Origin of the sequence: Flavobacterium sp. PMTSA4 (genome assembly GCF_032098525.1) — a bacterium.
GTDB classification, from domain to species: domain Bacteria; phylum Bacteroidota; class Bacteroidia; order Flavobacteriales; family Flavobacteriaceae; genus Flavobacterium; species Flavobacterium capsici.
Genome location: NZ_CP134890.1, coordinates 1,182,416 through 1,206,055, shown reverse-complemented (window position 1 = coordinate 1,206,055; position 23,640 = coordinate 1,182,416). Strand labels below are relative to the sequence as shown.

Here is a 23,640-nt window from a genome sequence, read left to right as displayed (position 1 = left end):
GTAAATTATTCTTCTTTTTTCTTTTCAATGGAATCCTTTTTCAAAAAAACCAATTTATGTTTTTTTCTTTTTTGTTCTCTTCTTTTCTTCTTTCTTTTAACATCATATAAATGTTTTACTATAATTATAATACCGACTGAACCTATAGCAATTAGAGACAATCCAACTAAAATGAAAAAAGTATGCCCAATAGGTGGATCTTCATAGGTAGCAATTGTATTTAATACTATATATCCAATAATAATTAAAACAAAACACAATACTATACCAGCAATAGCTTTATTTTTTTCTTTTTTAAGGTTAAAAGACTTTAACATATATAAAATTAAAAGAATATTATTTTTTTAATTGTTCAAATGGTTTCTGAATTAACTTTTGATAATCAATTACATCAAATTTATTATCATTAATTCCATCGTAATATTTGTATTCATTTCCATTCCATAGATATTTAACTCCAGGTGTATCACGTCCTTTGCCAAGAACTTTCCAAAAAGGAATTATTTCAATAATCTTGTATGGATATTCAGCACCAGCAAACTTAAAGAAATCTGGAATTAAATCGGCTTCCTCGTTCATAAAGATAATAGAAATTTCTGGAAAGTTTTTTGTTTTCTTTTTCAATTCGGTTAATTCTTTTGCAGCTTCTCTACAATGGTCACAACCTGGAACAAACAAGCAAAGTGTTTTTCTTCCTTTATCTATGGATGGAAAATATTGTGCAAAACCTGATTTGTGCATTTCAGGTTCACTTATCACTACTGGTTTTGGTTCTTCTTTAGAAACTTCAACAGCAACAGTTTTTTCAACTTTTTTTACAGTATCGGTAATTGGTTGAATAATTTCTGTTTTTGGTTTACTTAACGAATCAATTGTTTCAAGAGAGTTTTCAATAGTTACTTCAGGTTGTTCAGCCTCGATAGGTTGAATTGGTGCAAGCATGAATAATGATAGGATAGAAGCAAAAGTAACTGTTGTTAAAACCCAAAAATTATCTTTTCGTTCACTTGTTTTTGAAATAATGATGAATAGCCAAACCAATAAAACAATAGCTATTACATTTTTAATAATTGCTTCAATTGGCGTCATTGGTAATAAACTTCCAAAGCAGCCACAATTTCCGGTATTTCCACCATTAATAAATGATTCGATAGTTAAATGGGTAGTGAAAATTGCAAGTAATAAAATAGTTCCAGGAATTACAATGCTTCTCAAAAAGTTTTTTTGCAGAATTAATAACCCAAGTGCAATTTCTATCCCGATTAAAATTCTGGAAAAATAAGGAGCAAATCCTTCTGAAAAACCCATTGGATACAACTGTTTTACCTCAAAAGTTGAAATAGCAAAATAGGGTGAAGGATATAATTTAGCAACTGCTGAGAGTAAGAATAAAAAGGAAATAATGATACGAATTCCCCAGGCAATGTTATTTTTTGAAGTCATAGTTTTATGTTTAGTTTTGACCAAATTTCATTAGTATTAAAGCAAAAACAGAATAATTAATCATGTCTTGATAATTAGCATCGATACCTTCAGAAACGATAGTTTTACCTTTGTTGTCTTCAATTTGTTTTACACGTAAAAGTTTTTGAAGTATTAAATCGGTTAATGAACTTACGCGCATTTCGCGCCAAGCTTCACCATAATCGTGATTTTTGTTTTCCATTAAGGTTTTGGTGATGGCAACTTTTTCATCGTATAAAGCAACTGCTTTTTCAACTGATAAATCTGGTTGTTCTACAACTCCGAGCTCTAGTTGAATTAATGCCATTATAGAATAATTAATGATACCAATGAATTCGCTTGTTTCGTCTTCATCAACTTTACGAACTACATTTTGTTGTAAACTTCTTATTCGTTGTGCTTTAATAAAGATTTGGTCGGTTAAAGAAGGTAATCTCAAGATTCGCCAAGCACATCCATAATCTTTTAATTTATTAGCATAAAGTTGTCTGCAAATAGCGATAACATTATCATATTCTTGAGATGTATTACTCATTTTTTCGATTTTTTTAGGTCAAATTTTTCCAAAAATAAAGAATATAGATTGAAGTACAAAGTTGATAATCTTATTCCTGAATTAAGATTTGTAATTAATTGATTTTTTATTTTTTACTTTAATTCAAATAGATTGTTTTTCTTGTTTGAATCAGGAACATAAGTACTGCCTAAAACCACTTTTTTAATTTTTTTTGCTGATTTTGTTGTAACAACAACTTCTTTGTTACCTTTTTTCCAAGCGGCAATTGATTGATGGATTTTTTCAACACTTCCATCGCTAAAGGTAATTTCTAAGTCAATTGGTAATGGTTTTTCGCCTAGGTTTTCAATCGTAATTTGATTCGCTTTTACATTTTTAATCGATAAATCTAAAATTCCTGTTCCAAAAAACCATTTGTCCCAAAACCAATCCAAATTTGTTCCGCTACCAGTATTCATGCAATAGAAAAAGTCATTTGGCATTGGGTGTTTTCCGTTCCATTTTCCGATGTAATAATGTAATCCTTTGTAAAATAGTTCATCGCCAAGCATATCTTTAACAAACAAATAGCCAAAAGCAGGTTTAGGATATGAATTGATGAACATTGAAGTGTCGTTTAAAAGCGTTGTCAAAGTTGTAATAGGAACATCAATTTCTTTTCCAGCATTTTGAGCAGTTGGTTCAATACCATATTTATCAACAAATCGATTGTCAATTAAAGGTGTAATTATCCATTCGCCAATGGTTGCCCAACCTTCATCCATCCAACCGTATTTTGTTTCGTTAATTCCCATATAAAAAGGAAACATAGTGTGAAAAATTTCATGATCAGTCAGTTCAATGCTTTCTTCTCTATCTTCAACCGGATTATCATTTACCATCATTGGATATTCCATTTGGTCTAAACCATCAAAAATAGTTTCATGTTGATATGGAAAAGGCCATTTTGGAAAGCTATAACTCATCGCTTCAACAGTTTTTCGAGCATCAGAGGCAACAAGTTCAAAATCTTTATGAATTTCGTTATAAACTGCATCAACTCTGGTTCTGCGTTTTGTTTTTGGATCAACCATTACACTCGAAGATTGCCAAACATAGTGATTACTCAAAGCTATTGCAACATCGGTTACATTTTTTGCTTCAAAGTGCCAAGTGTTCTCTTGTTTTGTTGAATTGGTAATTCCGCCTTTTTTTAAATCTTCACTAGAAATAATATACTTAATTTCATCATTTGTTTCAGCATGATGAATTCGCTCGCAATACTTATCATTATAAACTTCATTGCAATTCATTAAATCGCCTGTTGCCCAAACCATATAATCATTTGGAACTTTAACTTCCATTTTAAAATCACAAAAATCATTGTAGAATTCCTGTGTTCCTAAATATTGATGTTTGTTCCAACCATCAATATCATCATAAACTGCGATTCTTGGGAAAAAATAAGCTAAAAAGTAAGCACCATCATCAATTTTTCCAGTTCTGAAATTTGAACCTGTGTTAAGTGTAAATGAGAAATCAATGGTGAAGTTGATGTTTTGTTTTGGAGCAAGTTTTGGAATTCTAACAGTCATGTTAGTACCATTAATCATAAGTTTGTTTACATCAAATTTTTCATTATTTACAGACATACTTTCTATCGAAACACCATCGCTCACATTGTCTGATTCAACTTTCATCAAGCGCATGGAACCTTTTTTGAAAAAGTTTGGGTATAACTTGAATTCAATCGTTTTTAAAGTATCAGGACTATTATTAAAATATTGAATGGTTTCACTTCCTTTTAGCAACAATGTTTTCGGGTCAAAAGCAATTGAAATATTATAATTGGCTTTGTTTTGCCAATATTTTTCGCCTGGTTCGCCTGTTTTTGAACGTGTTTTTTTGATGTATGTTGCTTTAATATTAGTTGGTGTTGGAATGATGTTTTGAGCAGAAATTATGCTAAAAGAAATAAGCGCAATTGCGCCATAAATATATTTGTGCATTATATGATTTGTTTGCATGTTGATTTCAAAAGTACAAAAAAAGCAATAGCTAACGTTTGTAATAATTAAAAGGATAGATATTCTGAGTTTAATATTTATCTTTACAAAGAGTTAAAAATAGTTTACAAATAATTTCTTTTATCATATAAATGACCATCAATTGCCTAGGAAATCTTATTGATTTGTCTTCTCCCAAAGTCATGGGAATATTGAATGTTACTCCGAATTCTTTTTATGATGGCGGGAAATTTTCCAATGAAAAAGATATTTTAAATCAAGTGGAAAAAATGCTTCTTGATGGTGCTACTTTTATTGATATTGGTGCTTATTCAAGTAAACCTAATGCAGCATTTGTTTCGGAAGAAGAAGAAATAAACCGATTGCTTCCTGTTTTGAATGCTGTTTTGAAAAGTTTTCCAGAAACTTTGATTTCAATTGATACTTTTAGAAGTAATGTTGCTAAAATTGCTGTCGAAAATGGCGCATGCATTATCAACGATATTTCTGCTGGAAGTTTAGATGACAATATGTTTCTAATAGTAGCCGATTTGCAAGTTCCATATATTATGATGCATATGAAAGGAAATCCGCAAACGATGCAAAGCTTGACGCAATATGAAAATATTACGAAAGAAATGTTGTTCTATTTTTCGGAAAAAGTAGCCAAAGCGAGAAGCTTTGGAATCAATGATTTGATTATTGATCCTGGTTTCGGTTTTGCCAAAACAATGGAGCAAAACTTTGAAGTTTTAAATAATCTGGAGTTATTTCAAATGTTAGAATTACCTGTTTTAATTGGTGTTTCACGAAAATCAATGATTTATAAAGTATTAGAAACTTCAGCAGAATTTGCTTTAAATGGAACAACAGTTCTGAATACAATTGCTTTGCAAAAAGATGCAGCTATTCTTCGTGTTCATGATGTAAAAGAAGCTATTGAATGTATAAAATTAGTGAACCAATTATGAAAAAAATAGTACTATTAGGAGTTTTTGTTTTGTTGTTTTCTTGTACCAAAAAAGATGTTTTGTTACCTCAAATTCCTGAAACTATAGTTTCGGAAGTGCAAGACCATTCGCCAATTTATATGTTTTTTGAAGTAAAAGGAAAAGACACTTTGGTTGATGTGAACCGAAAAAATTCTATCAGTTCTACCAATTGGTTGTTTAATATTGATAAACGTTTGCCATTAAAACTGATTATTCCCGAAATTCAAAAACTTCAAGCCAAAAAAGAAAGTAGTGTTCACAAAAGTGAAACCGCTGAGAACTATTTTACTTATATGGATAGCAAGAAAAAAACATTAGCCTTTGAACCTTTTACGGAAACAGTTTATACAATGGAACAACCAACTTTTGGAGTGGAAGTTTATTTTGATGCTCATTCAGAGTTGTTTGTGGATAATGTTAAAGTTGAAAAAGAAAATTTACAATCTTATTTAGACAGTTTAGAAAGTGATAAGCCTAATAAATTTCAATTTTGTTTCAGTAAAGAACTCTCTTTTGAAGCTTATTTAAAGAATAGATTTTTATTAAAAAAATTAAACTTTGATACTCCAATATTACAATCGAGTACAATTGAATTTATTTACTAATCCAAGCAATTTACTGATGGTGATAGGGTTCGTTTTTGAGAATTGTAAACCCACGATACAATTGCTCAATAAAAAATAAACGCACCATTTGATGCGAAAAAGTCATTTCGGATAAGGAGACTTTTCCTTGAGCTTTTTTATAAACTTCCTCACTAAAACCATATGGTCCGCCAATTACAAATACTAAAGTTTTAACGCCCGAATTCATCTTTTTTTGTAAAAAATCTGAAAAACCAACACTGGAAAAACTTTTACCATTTTCATCCAAAAGTATTAATTGGTCAGTTGGTGAAAGTTTTGATAAAATTAATTCGCCTTCTTTTTCTTTTTGTTGTGCTTCCGATAGGTTTTTCACATTTTTAATATCGGGAATAATTTCCAAATCAAACTTGATATAAAAAGACAAGCGTTTTGTGTAATCGTCAATCAAGGTTTGAAGCGATTTATTATCTGTTTTACCAATTGCTAAAAGTTTGATGTTCATGAATTCTTATTTATTCCAGATTTTCCATGCTTTTTCGGCCTGAAGCTTTAACATTTCTGCTCCGTTTTTAATGATAGCGCCTTTCTTTTTGGCTTTCTTCAAAAATTGAGTTTCTTCAGGATTATAAATTAAATCAAAAGCAATGTGTTTTTCAGTAAAAAATTGATAAGGCAAATTGGGACATTCTTTTACATTCGGAAAAGTTCCTAATGGTGTACAATTAATAATAATTTGATAGTTGTCAAAAGTAGTAGCATTGATTCGGTCATAATCAATCATTCCTGGTTTTTCTTCGCGAGTTACAAAAGTGTAAAGAATACCTAACCGTTCTAAAGCATAAGCTACAGCTTTAGATGCGCCGCCAGTTCCAAGAATCAAAGCTTTTTTATGATGTGGTTGCAACAAAGGTTCTAAAGATTTCATGAACCCAAAATAATCGGAGTTATAACCTTTTAGTTTTCGATTTTTTGTAAAACGAATTACGTTTACTGCGCCAATTTTTGTAGCGTTTTTGGAAAGTTTATCCAAGTAAGGAATTATCGTTTCTTTATAAGGAATGGTAACATTCATTCCGGCCAAATCAGGATTGTTTTTGATTACTGCTGGAAATTCATTTAAAGATTGCAAGTCAAAGTTTTGATAAGTATAACCGTCAAGATTACCCATGGCAAACTTTTCCGTAAAGTATTTTTTTGAAAACGAATAGGAAATATTTTTACCGATTAGACCAAATTGTCTTTTCGACATTTATTCAGATTTTTTATGTTTAGCTATATATTCTTGAACAGATTCTCTATCCCAAACCAATGGAAATAATTCTTCTAAAAGCGTAACGTTCTTTGAATTTAATCGCAAAGCATTACTCAAATGAAAGTTGCCTTTTTCTTCTTCATGCAATAAGAAATGAAAACCTGCCATACGATATTCAATTTCAAATTGCTCTGGAAAATATTCCGCAGCTTGAATTAAGGTCAAAATAGCATTATTGTTTTCGCCCATTATTTTCATAATGTCAACCCAAAACAACCAAGTGTCTAATTGGAAATCACCAAGTTCTACGGCTTTTCTATAGCCAAACTCAGCTTCTTCAAAGTTATCCATTGCTTTGTTGATAGTAGCAAAACGTTTCCAGTACAAACGATTTTGGTCGTCTATTCCTAATGCTTTATTAACATAGTACAACGCTTTTTGATAATTTTTTTGACGAACATAAAAATCAGTTATAGCAATCCAACCTTTATCTAAAAGTGGATCTTCGTGTACTGTTTTGTTGAAATATTTTAATGCTTCAACTTTATTACCCAGTTTTTCAAAACATTTACCGATACGCAACAATGCATACGAAGTTGGATCGCCCAATTCTATAGTTTGATTGTAACTGTCAATGGCTTCAGCATATCTTTTTAAACGCTCCAAAGCTTTACCACGTTCCATGTAAGCGCCAATGAATTCTTCATCAATATAAGTTGCTAACTCAAAAGCAGCAGCAGCCAATTCATATTCTTTTAATCCATAGTATAAACGACCAGATTGGTGCCAAGCTATTTCGCTGTATGGATTTCTGTCGATGTAAGTTTTTAGATATTCAATGGCTTCTTTGTTTTGGTCTAAAAATTCAAAACAATAAACTACGTTGTATAAAGCAGATTGATCTTCAAAATCTTCTTCAAGACATTTGATGAAACTTTCTTTTGCTTTTTCAAGATTATCCATAAAAAGATATTCCATACCAATTAGGTTGAAAATATCAGCATGGTCTTCTGAGAATTGTAAAGCAGATTCTAAAAGTTCAACAGCAGTTTCATGCTTGTCTCTTTTAGAGTAAATATTTGCTTTTTGAATGTAAATTTCTTCGTTTGTTGGTTCGATGGCATACAACTCGGTAAGCAATTTTTCTGCTTGGTCAAGTTTGTCATCATAAATTAGCATTTCTACCTGAACTAATTTTAATCCAGTAGATTTAGGATGTTGATCTAAGCCTAACTTTAAAGCTTTTTTAGCTAAACTAGATTTTCCCATATCGAGGTAATGCAAGATGATTTCCTCGAATTCCTCTGAGTCAAAAAAGAATACTTTGTTGGTTTTCAACATAGATTCAAATTTTGATAGGGATAAATTACGGTCTTCTTCTTCGTTTTCGAAATGCATAATAGTAGGTTTAAAAATTATACTTAATAAAAGTAGTTAAACACATGCTTTTTTGAAGAAAAGTGAATTATTGTTGTAAACAATTTAATTAACAATTTATGATAAAGTATTCAGTACTTCATCCATCGCTTCAATGATTATAGCGCAACCTTCTTTTATTTCCTCTTCAGAAATGGTTAATGGTGGCGTTATTCTAATGGCATTAGCTTCAAATAGTAACCAGAATAATATTAAACCTTTATCTTGACATTTAAAAATGACTTGATTTGTAATTTCAGCGCTCTTTGTCATGGCTGCCAGCATTAATCCCTTTCCTCTAATTTCTTCTATCAAAGGATGTACCAAAAGACTTCTAAATAACTTTTCTTTTTCTAAAGATTGTTTGGCGTAGTCTTTTTCTAAGATTTCTTCTAAGGTTGCTAAACTTGCTGCCGCAATGACAGGATGTCCGCCAAATGTGGTAATATGTCCCAATTTTGGATCGTGCGATAATAAATCCATATACTTTTCATCAGCAATGAATCCACCAACAGGCATTCCGCCAGCCATTCCTTTTCCTATTATAATTACGTCAGGAACAACATTATAGTTTTCAAAGCCAAATAATCTTCCGGTTCTTCCAAAGCCAGGTTGAATTTCATCGACTATCATTAATGCACCAACTTCTTCACAACGTTTTTTTACTTTGGCTAAGAAATCATTTGTTGGTTCAATAAAACCTGCGCCACCTTGAATGCTTTCAAGAATGATTCCAGCGGTTTTGGTAGTGATTTTTTCTAAATCGGCTTCATTGTTAAAGGTGATGAAATCTACATCGGGAATCAATGGTCGGAAGATTTGTTTGCGTTCTTCAAAACCCATAACACTCATCGAACCCATAGTGTTTCCATGATAGGCGTTATGGCAAGAAATCAATTGACTTCTGCCAGTAACACGTCGAACCAGTTTTAGCGCACCTTCGCAAGCTTCCGTTCCTGAATTGACTAAGTAAACTTTGTTTAAACTCGGCGGTAAATGTTCTACTAACAATTTACAGTATTGCACAGCTGGATGTTGTGCATATTCACCATAAACCATCACATGAGAGTATTTGTCTAACTGGTCTTTGATGGCTTGATTGACTCTTGGATGTTGATGTCCTAAACTACACGCTGAAACTCCAGCTACAAAGTCTAAATATTTCTTATTGTTGGTGTCGTATATATAAGAACCTATGGCGTGCGAAACTTCCATTCCTAAAGGATATGGTGAAGTTTGAGCTTGGTATTTCAGGAAGTCTTCTTTCATCATTAATCAATTATCGCAAGTATTATGGGATAACTATTTCACTTGAGGTTTCGGATTGTTCTTGTCGTATTCTAAGGTTTCTTTTCTTGGTTCAAGTGGAAGATTTTCTTTATCCATTTCTTTCTTCTTGTCGGCTTGAATTTTAGCATCCAATTCATTTTCTTCTGGAGGAAAAATGTCGTCTTTACTCTTTATGCGTTCATCACCACGCCAAATGAAGCCTCGAAGTTTCCTAGCGTTTTCGGGTAAATCTTTTTCGGGATAAATTTCTCCTTCAGGCGAATTGTAATTGGTAATGGTTTCAATGGTATTTCCATCCAGTACCATATTGATTTTACTGCAAACACTTTTGTTAATTCCAATCAATTCCTGATTATCATTACGCATATAATAAATAACCTCGGTGTTCTTAATTAAATCAACCTCTTTGAGTTTGCTGTCTTCAAACCGTCCGTATAAATTTTGTCCTTTCACCTGATTAAAGCCTCCGCTGAGCGTATCTTTGGAGACGATAAAAGCGTTATTCAAAACTTTCAAGGAATCTAACTTTTCGGTTTTATTGTTACCTATTAAGTGCATGATGTCGCCCGTCATTTGGTTTTCAAAATTCCAAAGGATTGGGTTTTTAATCAATTTAGTTAACCCGGTTTTTTGGTCGGAATGTATGGAATCACATTTTCCGCTCATGTCCGTTTTATAGAATCGAACGTTATTAAAAGCTCTAATCACGCGGTTTCCAGTTTTACCGGTAACCATTAATTTTTTTCCGTGAATATAAACCGAATCGTTTTCTACCAAGTTAATAGCAACGGCTCTTTTGGTAACATACATCGAATCTTTCAGCTTGTATAATTCGGCATAGTGTCCTTTTACGATACCTTTATTAATAGAATCGGTAATTTTCACGTTGTTGGTTGCCGAAGCAAACTCGCGGTTACGGTCATAGTATAAACTGTCGCCTTCAATCAGTCGGTCGTTGTATTTAATGTAGGATTTCCTTAAAAAATGAGCCAAGTTCTTCTTGGTGTCATAAAATCCTTTTTCGGTATAGATGTAATTCTCTTTACTGGTAATGGTTGATGGTCCAAAAAGATACGAATGCCCAGAATTAGTATAATAATCCAAGTGGTCAGACTTAATGACATACTTTGGATTGGTAATAGAAACGGTTGTCAAGAAACGAAACTTCTTTTCATTGGCATAGTAGCGTCCTTTTTTACTTCTTAAGGTGTTTTCTCTGTTGGTGATAATCCCTAAAGTATTATAGTAGGCTTCCTGCGTATTTCGGTCAAAGTTAATCGTGTCGGTTACTAAGGTAGATTCTGGCGAGCGCATAATAACATTACCGGTAGCAAAGGCCTGTTTTACTTCGCCGTTGTATTCTGCATATTTGCTGTTGAGTGTAAGCGTGTCGCCTTGCACCATTTGCACATCGCCAAAGGCTTTCAGGTAGTTTTCTTTTTCAAAAAAATAGGCTTTGTTGCAAGTAAAACGAACGCCTTCGTGATTTACTCTCACATTGCCTCTCAATAAGATAGCATCGGGAATTTCTTCTTCGTTTTTGTCTGCAAAATCGGCATGTTCTATGTTGATTTTAGAAGATTTTTGTGCCTCTAACTGATTGACGAAACAGAAAACAAATCCGAAAAGTAAAAGTAACTTCTTCAAGCGGTAAAAATTTTTGTCAAATTTAGGAATTTAGAACCAATAGGATACGGAATTAAGAATAATTTATGTTTCAACATTCAATCTATTCTCTATATTTGTGACTATGTCTTCATAAATCAAAGTGAAGCCAGAGTAACCACTATGAAAAAAAGCGCAAGACTTATAGTAGCCATAAGTATCTTTTCTGCAAGTTTGAATTTTGCCCAAAACAAGCCCAACATGACGCAACCATTACCCGAAAGCAAGCCAAAAAAGGCCGTAGTATATCAAGTATTCACCCGATTATTCGGAAACAAAGTCACCACCAACAAACCATGGGGAACCATTGAAGAAAATGGAGTAGGGAAGTTCAATGATTTCACCGATAAAGCCTTATCCGAAATCAAAAAACTAGGCGTAACCCACATTTGGTATACTGGCGTTCCGCATCACGATGTCATCAGAGATTATACTAAATATGGCATCTCGAATGATGACCCAGACGTGGTGAAAGGACGTGCCGGAAGTCCGTATGCGGTTAAAGATTACTACAACGTTAATCCTGATTTGGCTGTTAATCCTGCCAAGCGTTTACAAGAATTTGAAGCTTTGGTGAAAAGAACGCATGCCAACGGACTAAAAGTCATCATCGATATTGTTCCTAATCATATCGCGCGTAATTATCATAGTTTAAGCAACCCAAAAGGCGTAAAAGACTTCGGAGCAAACGATGACACTTCGGTAGAATATAAAAGAGACAACAACTTCTATTATATACCTGGTAAAGCTTTTGAAGTACCAACCTCTGATAGCTACAAACCTTTGAATGGCGAAAAAAATCCTTTGATTGATGGTAAATTCAAAGAGTTTCCTGCCAAATGGACCGGAAATGGTTCGCGCCTTGCCAAGCCAGACATCAACGATTGGTATGAAACCGTAAAAGTAAACTACGGCATCAAGCCCGACGGTTCGAAAGACTTCCCAGAACTGCCTGAAGGTTTTGATAAAAAAGATTTCAAAGCACACTACGAGTTCTGGCAAGGAAAAGACGTTCCGAATAGCTGGAAAAAATTCCGCGATATTGCGCTTTACTGGATAGCAAAAGGCGTTGACGGCTTCCGATACGACATGGCCGAGATGGTTCCTTACGAATTTTGGAGCTACATGAACTCTGCCATCAAGATGCAAGACTCTGATGCCTTCCTTTTAGCCGAAGTATACAACCCAAAAGAGTACCGCAACTACATCAAACTCGGATTGATGGACTACTTATACGACAAGGTTGAGACTTATGACTTATTGAAAGCCGTAATACACGGGCAAACCCTGCCTGATCCGTTATCTGACATCCAAAGCAACATGACCGACATAGAACACCACATGTTGCACTTCTTAGACAATCATGACGAACAGCGATTAGCAAGTCCAGCCTTTGCAGGAACGCCCGAAAAAGGAAAACCGCTTATGGTCATCTCGGCAACCATCAGCACGTCGCCAACCATGATTTATTTTGGGCAAGAAGTAGGCGAACCCGGCAACGAAGACGCTGGTTTTGGCAAGCCAACTAGAACTTCAATTTTTGATTATATTGGTGTACCTCACCATCAACGTTGGATGAACGGCGGAAAATTTGACGGCGGACAATTATCCGAAAGCGAAAAAGCGCTCAGAGATTTCTACGCCCGATTATTGAACTTCACCATCAACAGCAGTGCGATGATGGGCAAGTATCAGGAAATCCAAACCGTGAATAGAAACGAAACTAAAGAATATGACCCAGGATTGTACTCGTTTGTACGCTGGGATAACAAAGAAAAACTCATCGTCATTGCCAATTGCTCGTGGGTTACCACCAGTCATGTTGATTTGATTGTACCCGAAGATGTTATTCAAAAATGGAACCTGAATGACGGCGACTATAAAGTAACCGACCAGTTGTATAACCACGAAACTTCAACGCTAGAAGTAAAAGACGGACGCGGCATCATCAAAGTAAAAATCAAACCAAGCGAGAGTTTTATATTTAAGCTATAAGAATATCAATAAAAACAAAACCCTTTCTTCAACAGAAAGGGTTTTTTAGTACTGTTAGGCAGCGTCGCCGTCTTCAGGAGCTTCGCCGGTATGTGTGTTATACATCACATAGTCATTATGCTTAGCGGTATCTTTATCAATCCAAATGGCTTGCCCAAGATTGGTATATTTTATCAAAACACTATAAATAGCATTGCCAGCTTCAACGCGGTCTTCTTGTTTAATATCTCTTTCACCAATTTCTACGTGTTGGTCAACAATTAAATCCATAAATTCATTAGCTAAATCAGTAATTTTAGACAATTCATCAGCAGTTAAACCATGTTCAGAAAGCACCGGAAGCATTTCTGTACCCACGCGAACCACTCTTTTGGCAGTGATTAACAATTCAGAATCAGTTTGACGAGAAAGAGATTCTGTGCCAAACTTTTTATACTTAGCGCTGTCTACAGCATACACTAATTCAACGCTCGACATTACTTCGCGAACGTTTACACGAATTTCTTCGGCTTTTTTATCCTTCAATTCAGTGCGTTCAACTTGGTCTTGTAAGGCTTCAACATCAGTTTCAAGTTCCGAAAAAGCTTCAACTTCGGCTTTCAAAGCTTCTCTTTTTACAGCAGTAATATTGTATTTATCAAATTCAGCTTCGTCTCTTTTTATAAAAGCAAGTTTTTCAAGAGACTTGGTTACCAAAGTGGCGTCAGAGAACTTGTAAAGGCGAACGGCTTCTTTTTTCTTCATGGTAAGGTCGGTTTATAAGTGAGTATTCAGTTACAATAATCAAACATAAAGAAAAGATTAATAGGTTGTATCTCTGAAGGCTAAAAAAATGTAAAAAAATACTACGGAAAATATTTTGAAGGTTTACGAAATATTTTTGAAACCTACGGAAGCATTATTGAAGAACACGGAAGACGTATTGATGCAAACGGAAGAATTGTTGAAACCAACGGAAGAAGTAATGAAGCACACGGAAGCTTTATTGAATGACACGGAAGCTTTGTTGAAGGCTACAAAGCCTTGAAAATGCTGAAAAGTCACTTTTTCTATGCTTTCATCAAAATGTTTCAGGCATAAAAAAAACCTTTTACTCAGTAAAAGGTTTTTTTCTATAAATAAGTTACTACTTCCTTATCGTGTGATGGTTTGTTTCCTGTCAGGACCAACCGATACGATGCTGATTGGCACTTCTACGGCGGCTTCAATAAAGCTGATGTAGTCTTTTAGTGCTTGTGGCAGCTCGTCATAAGTGGTCATTCCGGTTAAATCGGCTTTCCAACCTTTGATTTCGGTATAAATAGGGGTTACATTTTCTTCTTCAATGTTGTAAGGTAAATGATGAATTACTTCGCCTTTATAGTTGTAGGCAGTACACACTTTTAGCGTATCAAATCCCGAAAGTACGTCGCCTTTCATCATCATTAACTGGGTTACACCGTTAACTTGGATGGCATATTTAAGAGCAACCAGATCTAACCAGCCACATCTACGCTTTCTTCCGGTTACTGAGCCAAATTCGTTACCTACTTTCGCCATGATATCGCCTGCATCGCCAAAATCTTCGGTTGGAAATGGACCCGAACCCACACGAGTAGTATAGGCTTTGAAGATTCCGAATACTTCTTTGATTTTGTTTGGGGCAATTCCAAGTCCGGTGCAAGCGCCGGCAGCCGTAGTGTTGGATGAGGTTACAAACGGATAGGTTCCAAAGTCAACATCCAACAACGAACCTTGTGCTCCTTCGCATAAAATAGATTTTCCGTTTTTTTGCGCTTGTGCCAGGTATTCTTCGCTGTCTATAAAGTTGAGTTTTTGTAAATCTTTGATGGCTTCAAAGAATTCTTTCTCTAATTCTTCTAGGTTGTATTGAATGTCAACGTTGTAAAAGGCAATCATTGCTTCGTGTTTGTCGGCTAGTGCGCGGTATCTTTCTTTAAAATCGGCCAATTCTATATCGCCAACTCTAAGTCCGTTTCTTCCGGTTTTGTCCATATAGGTTGGACCAATACCTTTCAAGGTTGAACCAATTTTTGCTTTGCCTTTTGCCGCTTCAGAAGCAGCATCAAGTAGTCTGTGCGTTGGTAAAATTAAATGTGCTTTACGCGAAATGATTAATTTCGACTTCAAATCAAGGTTAAACTTGGCCAATCCGTCAATTTCTTGTTTAAAAACTACTGGATCTATCACCACGCCGTTCCCGATAATGTTTACATTATTGCTGTGAAATATCCCCGAAGGAATGGTACGCAATACATGTTTAATTCCGTCAAATTCTAGGGTATGTCCTGCGTTTGGACCGCCTTGAAAGCGCGCGATGATGTCGTATTTCGAGGTTAATACGTCAACTATTTTTCCTTTTCCTTCGTCTCCCCATTGTAATCCGAGTAGTAAATCTACAGTCATTGTGTGTTCTTGTTTGATGTGTATATTAGGTAGTTATTCTTTTCTTTTTCCGTTGAAGAAGTTAAATTTTGCAAAATAATTTATGCCGCCTAAAACAGCTGCAACCACAAATCCTATAGCTAATGTTTTTAGGATGAATGGAATTTTGATGCTGGTATAGTCGATGATAATTTGTCCGACGAATTTGTAAACCGTATAGAAGATGAATACGAAAATAAATGTTCTTACAAAATACTGTTTACTGGTCATGGGCTATTTACTTTTGCTTTTTGGTGCCGTAGAAATACAGCGAATGGTTTTGAATATCGATGTCAAATATCTCTTCAATGGTTTTTTTAATCGTTTGAATCCTTGGGTCGCAAAACTCAATCACATCTCCGGTATCCGTCATGATAATATGGTCGTGCTGCTTGTCAAAATACGATTTTTCATAGTGCGCTTGGTTTTGCCCAAACTGATGTTTACGCACCAACTTGCAATCCAAAAGCAATTCAATAGTATTGTATAACGTAGCACGGGAAACGCGATAGTTTTTATTTTTCATTTTGATATACAGATGCTCAATATCAAAATGCTCCTCGCTATTGTATATTTCTTGAAGGATAGCATAGCGTTCCGGAGTTTTACGGTGGCCTTTTTCTTCAAGATAAGCTGTAAAAACAGACTTAACAATCTCTTGATTTTTACTATTATCGGATGCAATTAGTGTCATATGGCAAAGGTAAGTTATTCCATTAAAATTAAGAAAGTTTCAAGCGCTAAAGTTTTGAACGCATTGTTGATAACGACAGCTTAGTTGGTATATACGCGGGTTACTTTATCAACGCCGTCAATTTTTTTAATATTGTCGATGAGTTTTTTAAGAATGCTGTTGTTTTGCACGATAACAGAAACTTGTCCTTTAAACAATCCGGCTTCGCCGCTAAGTGAAATACTTTGTATGTTCACATGCATGTTGTTGGATATCACTTTAGTCAGCTCGTTGGTAAGTCCTAGCGTGTCCATTCCGGTGATTTTCAGGGTTGCTTTAAACTCTTGTTTCGAGGAGTCAATCCATTTCGCAAGCATGATACGATATGCGTAGTTCGATTGAAGGGTTATCGCGTTAGGGCAGTCTTTTTTATGCACTTTGATGCCTTCATTGATGGTGATGAAACCAAATACTTCGTCGCCAGGAATAGGATTACAGCAGTTGGCAAGTTTATAATCGAGTTTGTCGTTCTCAGCGCCAAATACAAGCATGTCATAATTGCTGCTAAGCTCTGGACGGTTGATTTCATCAGGATTATTCGAAGGCGGACGTTTGATTTTCGTCTTGAAGAAATTCATAAACGTGTTGCCTTTTTGAGCCGCGAAGTCTTTTAGTTGTTGATTCTCAATAGAACCAATACCTACGCGATAGAATAAATCTAAACTCGTTTTTAATTTGAAGAAATTCACCAGTTCATTAACAACACTTTCGTTTAAAGTGATTTTTAAGTGTTTTAATTTACGAGTTAGGAGTTCTCTTCCTTCTTCTGCAATCTTTTTGGTGTTTTCATTCAGAACGTTTCTAATCTTATTCTTGGCTCTTGAAGTAGTTACGTAGTCCAACCAGTTGATACTCGGCTTTTGATTCACTGAGGTAATGACTTCAATTTGGTCGCCGCTTTTTAATTCATAATTCAGCGGAACGAGTTTACCGTTTACTTTGGTTCCACGAGTTTTAACGCCAATTTCAGAGTGAATGCTAAAGGCAAAATCAAGCGAAGTAGCACCTTTTGGCAAGGATTTGATTTCTCCTTTTGGTGTAAAGACGAAGATTTCTTTAGCATACAAGTTCATTTTGAAATCTTCCACAAAATCAACCGCGTTAGATTCGGAGCTTTCCAGTGCTTCTTTCAACAAGTTGAGCCAAGTGTCAAGTCCGCTTTCTTCAGTTGCGCCTTGTTTGTATTTGTAATGTGCAGCATAACCTTTTTCTGCAATTTCATCCATACGTTCGCTACGCACTTGAATTTCAACCCAGCGACCTTTTGGTCCCATCACGGTGATGTGTAAGGCTTCGTAGCCGGTAGATTTTGGAGAGGAAATCCAATCGCGCAATCTACTAGGTGAAGGACGATAATGGTCGGTTACAACCGAATAGATTTTCCATGCAAGGAATTTTTCGTCGTGTAAGTTGGATTTATAGATGATGCGGAGCGCAAATTTATCATATACTTCATCAAACGTAACGTTTTGCGCAGCCATTTTACGGCGTATGGAATAGATAGATTTTGGTCTTCCTTTGATGCTATATTCAACACCTTCTTCGTCTAATGATTTTTTAAGAACATCCGAAACTAATTTGATATAAGCGTCTTGTTCTTCTTTAGTTTCTTTGATTTTGCTTACAATTTCGTTGTAAACTTCCGGTTCAGTATATTTTAATCCTAAATCTTCTAGCTTGGTTTTGATGTTATACAAACCCAATCGGTGTGCAAGCGGCGCATATATGTATAAAGTCTCAGATGCAATTTTCACTTGCTTGTAATCAGGCATAGAATCCATCGTTTGCATGTTGTGCAAACGATCAGCAATCTTGATAAGGATAACCCGAACATCATCATTCAAGGTTAAAAGCATCTTACGGAAATTTTCCGCTTGCATAGAGATGTTCATGTCCTTTTTAACCTGAGCAATTTTGGTCAATCCTTCTACCAAATGAGCAATCTTCGGATTGAACATTTTTTCAATCTCTTCGATGGTAACATCAGTGTCTTCAACAACATCATGCATCAAAGCTGCAGCAATACTTGAAGCACCCAATCCAATTTCGGACGCAACGATTTTTGCAACACCTATAGGATGAAAAATATAAGCTTCACCAGATTTTCTTCGTTGGTCTTTGTGTGCATCAACAGCCACATCAAAAGCCTTTCGAATCAGTTTTTTGTCTTCTGTAGAAAGGGTTTGATAACTTATTCGGAGTAATTCTTTGTATTCGCGAGCAATAGCTTTGTTTTCTTCTTCAATATCAATTTCAGTCATACGTACTCTAATGAGTTATTAAAATTAAGCATAAGTATTGAACTGTGCAATATGAACTTTGAATTAAATTTTGTTGAAATTTAAGTCGTGAAAATCATAGCTAAAGTCGGTTAAAGGTGATATTGCTTTCATAGTAAAATGATTGGCATTTCCTTCAGCATCTAAATCAAAAAAGATATGCGAATCAGCGTTGAAACTGCGAACATCCCATTTGACAACAAAGTTTTGATCTTTATAGAAAAATATTTCGCCCACTAATCTTTTAGAACGTTTTGAGGCAAAATATAATTTTCCTTTTCTTTCAGTAATGGTTACTTCGCCAAACCAATCGTCTTTATAAATGCCAACGTATTTTTTGGTATTTATTTTGAGTTTTTTGTCTTTTAAGTTTTCGGTTACTTTAGCCCAAACTTCACCAGTAATTTTATCGGCATTGTCTTCTTTTGAAGCACGTTCTTTACTCAAATAAGCAAGATGATCAAATTTTGGAAAACCAAGATAACTGTCTTTAATAGTGTTAGATATCACATTAAAAGCAGTTCCACTTTGTTGATTAGTCAAAACAATGATTCCCAGTTTTTCTTTTGGAAACATGATTGATTGAGTAACGATTCCGTCTAAACCACCAGTGTGAGAAACTTCTAAATGTCCATTAACATCGGTTAATTTCCAACCTAAACCATAAGAACTAAAATTAGTTGAATAAGGAAAAGAATTTCGCAAAGGCAAAATAGTTTGCGATTTCCACATTTCGTCGTGCTCTTTTTTACTGAATAATTGTTTCCCGTTATAATTTCCATCATCCATTTGCGCAATTAACCAGTGACTTAAATCATTTACAGAAGCATACAATCCTGCTGCTGCATCAAAAATAGAATTGGTATAACGAGGAACTACTTCAAGTTTTCCATTAGTTGGAACATGCGGAACAATTACGTTTGTAGTGTCTTTTAATCGTTTCCATGAAGAAGCACTGTTGTTCATTTCCAGCGGTTGCATTAAGCGTTCTTCTACAAAATCGCACCAAGATTTTGCTGAAACTTTGGCAATAACTTCCCCAGCAATAACATATAACAAATTGTCGTAATCATATTTACTTCTGAATCCAGAAACGGGTTTTAAATACTGAATATTTTTTACAATATCTTTTGGAGTAAAATCATGACCGTCAGGCCAAATCATTAAATCACCAGCACCAAGACCTAAACCACTTCTATGAGTTAACAAATCACGAATATTGAATTCATTGGTAACATAATCATTATACATTTTGAATTCAGGCAAATACTGAATGATTTTGTCATCCCAATTTATTTTACCTTCATCAACTAAAATGGCTAATGCTGAAGCAGTAAAAGCTTTACTGTTGGAAGCAATTCCAAACAAAGTGTTGGCATCAACTTTTTGATTGGTTTTTATGTTTGTGACACCATATCCTTTTGCTAAAACTAGTTTTCCATCTTTAATGATTCCTATAGCAATTCCTGGAACATTGAACGTTTTCATGGTGTTTTGAACTAACTCATCTACTTCTTTCTCCGAAATTTGAGCAGTTGCAAAGTTTATCGCTATCAAGCAGACAGCAATGTATTTTAGATTTATCATATAGTTTTAATTAAATTCTTTTAATTTTTCTTCGACTTTTAAATATAATTCTTTTTCCCAAGAAATGTTTGATATACTTGGAAAATTATTGTTTTTGCGAAAATCATTTGGAGCAATTAAAATGGGGAAATTTTTGTTTTTTGCTTTTGTTGCTAAATAAAAAACCTCTTCAATATTTTTATCACCAATCGGAATACATCCAATGGTTACATCTTTTCCGTGTATCATAATATCGCCACCTAAATCAGTTCTCCCATCAAGTTTTGCCTTTTCTCTATCAAATGAATTTGGATAATTTACTTTTATAGAAAGATGATATTTACTGTTAGGGTTCAAATATTCCATTTGATAAACTCCTTCAGGAATTTGCTTGTCTCCATTTTTTAATTTTGGGCCTAAAACACCGCTAAAGTTTGTGAAATTGTAGGTTTTAATTAATTTCCAATCTTTATTTTTGGGTGCTCTTCCATATAGTTCGAGAATCTGTTCGGTCTTGAAAGCTAAAATTGCAATTTCAATATTTTCCGCATCAAAATTATTTTTCTCTAAGCATTCTTTAAGTGATTTTTCAGTTCTTTTTTTAGTTTTTTTGATGACACTTTCAATGGTTTCTTCTTTCTTAGTTTTTGAAAATGCATTAATGATTTTATTTTTATTGAGTAAAACTGCAAAAAGCAAAATCAATAAAACAGTTGGTATAATCATTTTGAAATTCATAGATTGAAAAATTAAAAACCTCTTTGTCTTTTTGCTTCAAAAAGTAAAATAGCTGCTGCAACCGATACATTCATACTATCAATTTCTCCTTGCATTGGTATAATGATGTTTTGTTTTGCTTTTTCTCGCCAAGGTTTTGATAAACCTGTTGCTTCAGTACCTACAACTAAAGCAGAAGGTTTAGTGTAATCTTGGGTATGATAGGAAGTAGAGTTTTGCAAAGTTGCGCTGTAGAAATTAATGTTGTTTTTTTGTAAATATTCTATAATTTCTTCAGTTGTGCCTACAGCTATTTGATTGGTGAACAGACAACCAACACTTGAACGAACCATATTTGGATTATACAAATCAGTTTTAGCATCTGCAACAAGAACAGCATCAATATTTGCAGCATCACATGTTCTGAGCATTGCACCAATATTTCCAGGTTTTTCAATACTTTCCATTACCAAAAGTAAAGGGTTTTCGGGAAGTTGTAATTCAGTAAGTAAGTGCGATTTTGTTTTGGCAACAGCAATAATACCTTCAGTTGTATCTCGATAGGCTAATTTTTGATAAACTTCTCTAGAAATTTCTATTATTTCAATTTCTGAATTGTTGTTGACTAACTTTTTTACATTAGTTTCATCAAATAGTTCAGGAACAAAAAGTAAAGTTACTAACTGATATTTTCCTTTTAATGCTAATTCTATTTCCCGAATTCCTTCTATCAAAAACATACCCGATTGTTTTCGGGCTTTTGCTTTTTCTTGGAGTAAAACCAATGATTTAATAAACGGATTTTGGGAAGAAGTGATTTGTTTCATTCTGGAAATTAAAATTCAAAGTTAAATCAAATTAATGAATCAAATATAAATATCCAGATAACGGATTTGGATAATCAACATCATTCAAGAAAAGTAGATAAAAGTAAGTTCCGTCTGGAGCTTTTTTGGTTCCAATGGCTTCTTTTACATATCCATTCCAGTCTTCAGTATTTTGATTTCCTTCCCAAATTAGTTTTCCCCAACGATTGTATATTTCGATTCTAAAATCTAGAAAAATATCTCGTAAACCTTCTATATAAAAAACATCGTTTAAAGTGTCACCATTTGCTGAAACAAAATTATATACTGTTGGCGGACAGTTTTTTGTAAGCAATTGAAATGAAGTTATGCTAAAACAGTTTTCATTATCCAATCTTATAAAAATGTCTTTTGGAGTTGATGAAGCTACATAGTTTGTCGTAGTCAATATTGGATTTGTATTGGTGTTTGCATCTTCATAGCTTTCAAAGAAATGCACAGTATCACTTTGATTTGTTTTTACTAATTCCTCATAAGATGAGAAGTTAAAAGTTCCTTTTGTGAAACCTTCATTACAAGATATTATTGGTTCTAAATCGTTAAAAGGAGGTGATTTGTATAATGTGACTATAGTAAAAAAAGTGTTATTGTTTTCATCCAATTCAGGAACGTGGCCAACTCCATTTCCGTCATCATCAACTGCAAAAAGAAGTGGAAAAGTATCTGGAATATCATCGGGAATAACTATAGAAATATTAGAACTCCATTGTTCCTCAGCAGCAATTGGCAAAATAGTTTCTGTAAATTCAATTAATTGTCCGTTGGCATAAATTGCAATTGAAGTTCCAGAAGGTAATATTCCTGTAGCATTTGAGTTTTTAACGGTAAAATCAACATCAATAATTCTAGAATCACAATTTTTTTCAACATTATCAATTGTAATTGTAGCATCTGGTAATTGGTTGTTCAGTTTTGTAACAACCGTGTTAATCATTACAAAATCTTGAAATGAACTAAGATTTATTTCAGCTGATGTATCGCCAATTTGAATGTAATTTTCAATATTATAAACATCCAAATCCATATTGTACAAGGTTGAACTACCCGTAAAAGAATTGGTTCCGTTAAAAACATTGTTAGCTGGATTTAAAGTGTTACTCAATAAATTTCCATTAAATGTAAACGTTTCAGTTGCTAGTAAAGTATCGCCTTCCCAAGCCAAAAAACCAACTTTAGAATTATTATTATCTAAAACGTTTAGATTGTCCAAGGTAATTGAAAGCATATCTGGTACACCTTGTAAACCATCATAAACATTAATTTGATTCAAAGGCAAATTTGGATTTCTGTAAACTATTATGATAGCCCAACCAGCAAAATTTGTCTTGCGGGTTAAATGCAAATCTTCAAAGGAGGAAATGTCTAAATTTGATAAAGTATAAACTCCATTTCCAGTCGTTTGAATTTGAGAAGTAACATCTTTAAAAGCACTGAAATAAGTAAAAGTTACACCATTGAAACTTCTACTGTAACTAAAAGTTCTGTCTGGAGTTATTTCTTCAGAATTCAAATTAACCTGAAAATCACCATCGCCACTTCCAGCCCAATACAAATAAGCTTTTTGAACAATATCCGATGGATTTAGATTTAAAGTTGCTGATGACGAAGTATTGGTTACATAATCATCAATTGAATTATTTTCTGCAGTATTCATTGTATTACCAATGAAAGTGAAGTCATAACGACCGTTAAATTGCTCGTACAAGGAAATATTTTGACTGCTTATTTTTGAAAAAAAGCTAATCAAAACAATAATTGTTAATAATATTCGTTTTCCTTTCACAGCGTTGAAATAGACAATAAAATTAAGGAAATATTTCAATAAATTGCTTTTTTGCCAATTTAGTGTAATTAAAAATAAATGTTTACTTTTCCAATGTTAATTTGAAGAC

22 protein-coding genes are annotated in these 23,640 nt (G+C 34.0%); 4 read left to right on the top strand and 18 right to left on the bottom strand.

The annotated features are described in order from the left end of the window. Positions 1-5: 5 nt before the first annotated feature. The 4 genes from RN605_RS05560 to RN605_RS05545 all read right to left on the bottom strand — a co-directional run bounded on the left by RN605_RS05560 (position 6) and on the right by RN605_RS05545 (position 3,969). A complete protein-coding gene (locus RN605_RS05560) occupies positions 6-317 on the bottom strand; it encodes a hypothetical protein (protein ID WP_313322954.1) in 312 nt (103 codons plus the stop codon). 19 nt (positions 318-336) lie between these two features. Continuing rightward, on the bottom strand, positions 337-1,443 hold the full coding sequence (locus tag RN605_RS05555) for a MauE/DoxX family redox-associated membrane protein (protein ID WP_313322952.1): 1,107 nt from the start codon (positions 1,441-1,443) through the stop codon (positions 337-339). Between the two features lie 10 nt (positions 1,444-1,453). Beyond that, entirely contained in the window at positions 1,454-1,999 is a 546-nt protein-coding gene (locus tag RN605_RS05550; protein WP_313322951.1) for a DUF1599 domain-containing protein, read from the bottom strand. Between the two features lie 113 nt (positions 2,000-2,112). Continuing rightward, positions 2,113-3,969 (bottom strand): M1 family metallopeptidase, encoded by a 1,857-nt coding sequence (locus RN605_RS05545; RefSeq protein ID WP_313322950.1) that lies wholly within the window; start codon positions 3,967-3,969, stop codon positions 2,113-2,115. A gap of 149 nt (positions 3,970-4,118) precedes the next feature. Between RN605_RS05545 and folP the strand changes: the two genes are divergently transcribed. After that, entirely contained in the window at positions 4,119-4,937 is an 819-nt protein-coding gene (folP, locus tag RN605_RS05540; RefSeq protein WP_313322948.1) for a dihydropteroate synthase, read from the top strand. Then, the gene (locus tag RN605_RS05535; RefSeq protein WP_313322946.1) at positions 4,934-5,563 is read left to right on the top strand and encodes a hypothetical protein; all 630 of its coding nucleotides are present in this window, start codon (positions 4,934-4,936) and stop codon (positions 5,561-5,563) included. The genes folP and RN605_RS05535 overlap by 4 nt, the downstream gene beginning before the upstream one ends. Positions 5,564-5,573: 10 nt before the next feature. On the opposite strand, the gene rlmH is transcribed toward RN605_RS05535, so the two are convergent. The 5 genes from rlmH to RN605_RS05510 form a co-directional block, all read right to left on the bottom strand. Next, a complete protein-coding gene (gene rlmH, locus RN605_RS05530; RefSeq protein WP_313322944.1) occupies positions 5,574-6,047 on the bottom strand; it encodes a 23S rRNA (pseudouridine(1915)-N(3))-methyltransferase RlmH in 474 nt (157 codons plus the stop codon). A gap of 6 nt (positions 6,048-6,053) precedes the next feature. Next, a complete protein-coding gene (locus tag RN605_RS05525) occupies positions 6,054-6,794 on the bottom strand; it encodes a shikimate dehydrogenase family protein (RefSeq protein WP_313322942.1) in 741 nt (246 codons plus the stop codon). Continuing rightward, positions 6,795-8,195, bottom strand: coding sequence for a tetratricopeptide repeat protein (locus RN605_RS05520; protein ID WP_313322940.1), 1,401 nt, complete (start codon positions 8,193-8,195; stop codon positions 6,795-6,797). Positions 8,196-8,291: 96 nt separating this feature from the next. Next, positions 8,292-9,482 (bottom strand): aspartate aminotransferase family protein, encoded by a 1,191-nt coding sequence (locus tag RN605_RS05515; RefSeq protein WP_313325798.1) that lies wholly within the window; start codon positions 9,480-9,482, stop codon positions 8,292-8,294. Between the two features lie 33 nt (positions 9,483-9,515). Continuing rightward, positions 9,516-11,150 carry an OstA-like protein gene (locus RN605_RS05510; protein ID WP_313322938.1) on the bottom strand — a complete coding sequence of 545 codons (1,635 nt, stop codon included), beginning with the start codon at positions 11,148-11,150 and terminating at the stop codon, positions 9,516-9,518. 141 nt (positions 11,151-11,291) lie between these two features. Here RN605_RS05510 and RN605_RS05505 point away from each other — a divergent pair, with 141 nt between their 5' ends. Then, a complete protein-coding gene (locus tag RN605_RS05505; RefSeq protein WP_394853495.1) occupies positions 11,292-13,163 on the top strand; it encodes an alpha-amylase family protein in 1,872 nt (623 codons plus the stop codon). A 54-nt stretch (positions 13,164-13,217) separates the two neighbouring features. Here the strand turns inward: RN605_RS05505 and RN605_RS05500 are convergent, their stop codons facing one another. Beyond that, positions 13,218-13,907, bottom strand: coding sequence for a hypothetical protein (locus tag RN605_RS05500; protein WP_313322936.1), 690 nt, complete (start codon positions 13,905-13,907; stop codon positions 13,218-13,220). 136 nt (positions 13,908-14,043) lie between these two features. Here RN605_RS05500 and RN605_RS05495 point away from each other — a divergent pair, with 136 nt between their 5' ends. Continuing rightward, on the top strand, positions 14,044-14,190 hold the full coding sequence (locus RN605_RS05495) for a hypothetical protein (RefSeq protein ID WP_313322935.1): 147 nt from the start codon (positions 14,044-14,046) through the stop codon (positions 14,188-14,190). Positions 14,191-14,297: 107 nt separating this feature from the next. On the opposite strand, the gene RN605_RS05490 is transcribed toward RN605_RS05495, so the two are convergent. The 8 genes from RN605_RS05490 to RN605_RS05455 form a co-directional block, all read right to left on the bottom strand. After that, on the bottom strand, positions 14,298-15,569 hold the full coding sequence (locus tag RN605_RS05490; RefSeq protein ID WP_313322933.1) for an adenylosuccinate synthase: 1,272 nt from the start codon (positions 15,567-15,569) through the stop codon (positions 14,298-14,300). 33 nt (positions 15,570-15,602) lie between these two features. Further along, positions 15,603-15,818: a hypothetical protein gene (locus tag RN605_RS05485; RefSeq protein ID WP_313322931.1), complete on the bottom strand. Its 216-nt coding sequence runs from the start codon at positions 15,816-15,818 to the stop codon at positions 15,603-15,605. Between the two features lie 7 nt (positions 15,819-15,825). After that, a complete protein-coding gene (locus tag RN605_RS05480) occupies positions 15,826-16,281 on the bottom strand; it encodes a Fur family transcriptional regulator (protein ID WP_313322930.1) in 456 nt (151 codons plus the stop codon). Between the two features lie 80 nt (positions 16,282-16,361). Further along, positions 16,362-18,581: a RelA/SpoT family protein gene (locus tag RN605_RS05475; protein ID WP_313322928.1), complete on the bottom strand. Its 2,220-nt coding sequence runs from the start codon at positions 18,579-18,581 to the stop codon at positions 16,362-16,364. 63 nt (positions 18,582-18,644) lie between these two features. Continuing rightward, positions 18,645-20,186 carry a serine hydrolase gene (locus RN605_RS05470; RefSeq protein WP_313322926.1) on the bottom strand — a complete coding sequence of 514 codons (1,542 nt, stop codon included), beginning with the start codon at positions 20,184-20,186 and terminating at the stop codon, positions 18,645-18,647. Positions 20,187-20,192: 6 nt separating this feature from the next. Then, positions 20,193-20,903, bottom strand: a complete 711-nt coding sequence (locus RN605_RS05465) for a L,D-transpeptidase family protein (RefSeq protein WP_313322924.1) — start codon at positions 20,901-20,903, stop codon at positions 20,193-20,195. Between the two features lie 11 nt (positions 20,904-20,914). Beyond that, positions 20,915-21,709 carry a TrmH family RNA methyltransferase gene (locus RN605_RS05460; protein ID WP_313322922.1) on the bottom strand — a complete coding sequence of 265 codons (795 nt, stop codon included), beginning with the start codon at positions 21,707-21,709 and terminating at the stop codon, positions 20,915-20,917. Between the two features lie 31 nt (positions 21,710-21,740). Further along, positions 21,741-23,570, bottom strand: coding sequence for a gliding motility-associated C-terminal domain-containing protein (locus RN605_RS05455; RefSeq protein WP_313322920.1), 1,830 nt, complete (start codon positions 23,568-23,570; stop codon positions 21,741-21,743). Positions 23,571-23,640: the final 70 nt, after the last annotated feature.

Bases quoted from the DNA above. Each gene is read 5' to 3' on its own strand.
- folP (WP_313322948.1), top strand. From the start codon at position 4,119: ATGACCATCAATTGCCTAGGAAATCTTATTGATTTGTCTTCTCCCAAA.
- rlmH (WP_313322944.1), bottom strand. From the start codon at position 6,047: ATGAACATCAAACTTTTAGCAATTGGTAAAACAGATAATAAATCGCTT.
- RN605_RS05460 (WP_313322922.1), bottom strand. From the start codon at position 21,709: ATGAAACAAATCACTTCTTCCCAAAATCCGTTTATTAAATCATTGGTT.
- RN605_RS05515 (WP_313325798.1), bottom strand. From the start codon at position 9,482: ATGAAAGAAGACTTCCTGAAATACCAAGCTCAAACTTCACCATATCCT.
- RN605_RS05480 (WP_313322930.1), bottom strand. From the start codon at position 16,281: ATGACACTAATTGCATCCGATAATAGTAAAAATCAAGAGATTGTTAAG.
- RN605_RS05485 (WP_313322931.1), bottom strand. From the start codon at position 15,818: ATGACCAGTAAACAGTATTTTGTAAGAACATTTATTTTCGTATTCATC.
- RN605_RS05490 (WP_313322933.1), bottom strand. From the start codon at position 15,569: ATGACTGTAGATTTACTACTCGGATTACAATGGGGAGACGAAGGAAAA.
- RN605_RS05525 (WP_313322942.1), bottom strand. From the start codon at position 6,794: ATGTCGAAAAGACAATTTGGTCTAATCGGTAAAAATATTTCCTATTCG.
- RN605_RS05475 (WP_313322928.1), bottom strand. From the start codon at position 18,581: ATGACTGAAATTGATATTGAAGAAGAAAACAAAGCTATTGCTCGCGAA.
- RN605_RS05465 (WP_313322924.1), bottom strand. From the start codon at position 20,903: ATGAATTTCAAAATGATTATACCAACTGTTTTATTGATTTTGCTTTTT.
- RN605_RS05550 (WP_313322951.1), bottom strand. From the start codon at position 1,999: ATGAGTAATACATCTCAAGAATATGATAATGTTATCGCTATTTGCAGA.
- RN605_RS05520 (WP_313322940.1), bottom strand. From the start codon at position 8,195: ATGCATTTCGAAAACGAAGAAGAAGACCGTAATTTATCCCTATCAAAA.
- RN605_RS05555 (WP_313322952.1), bottom strand. From the start codon at position 1,443: ATGACTTCAAAAAATAACATTGCCTGGGGAATTCGTATCATTATTTCC.
- RN605_RS05505 (WP_394853495.1), top strand. From the start codon at position 11,292: ATGAAAAAAAGCGCAAGACTTATAGTAGCCATAAGTATCTTTTCTGCA.
- RN605_RS05545 (WP_313322950.1), bottom strand. From the start codon at position 3,969: ATGCACAAATATATTTATGGCGCAATTGCGCTTATTTCTTTTAGCATA.
- RN605_RS05470 (WP_313322926.1), bottom strand. From the start codon at position 20,186: ATGATAAATCTAAAATACATTGCTGTCTGCTTGATAGCGATAAACTTT.
- RN605_RS05500 (WP_313322936.1), bottom strand. From the start codon at position 13,907: ATGAAGAAAAAAGAAGCCGTTCGCCTTTACAAGTTCTCTGACGCCACT.
- RN605_RS05535 (WP_313322946.1), top strand. From the start codon at position 4,934: ATGAAAAAAATAGTACTATTAGGAGTTTTTGTTTTGTTGTTTTCTTGT.
- RN605_RS05560 (WP_313322954.1), bottom strand. From the start codon at position 317: ATGTTAAAGTCTTTTAACCTTAAAAAAGAAAAAAATAAAGCTATTGCT.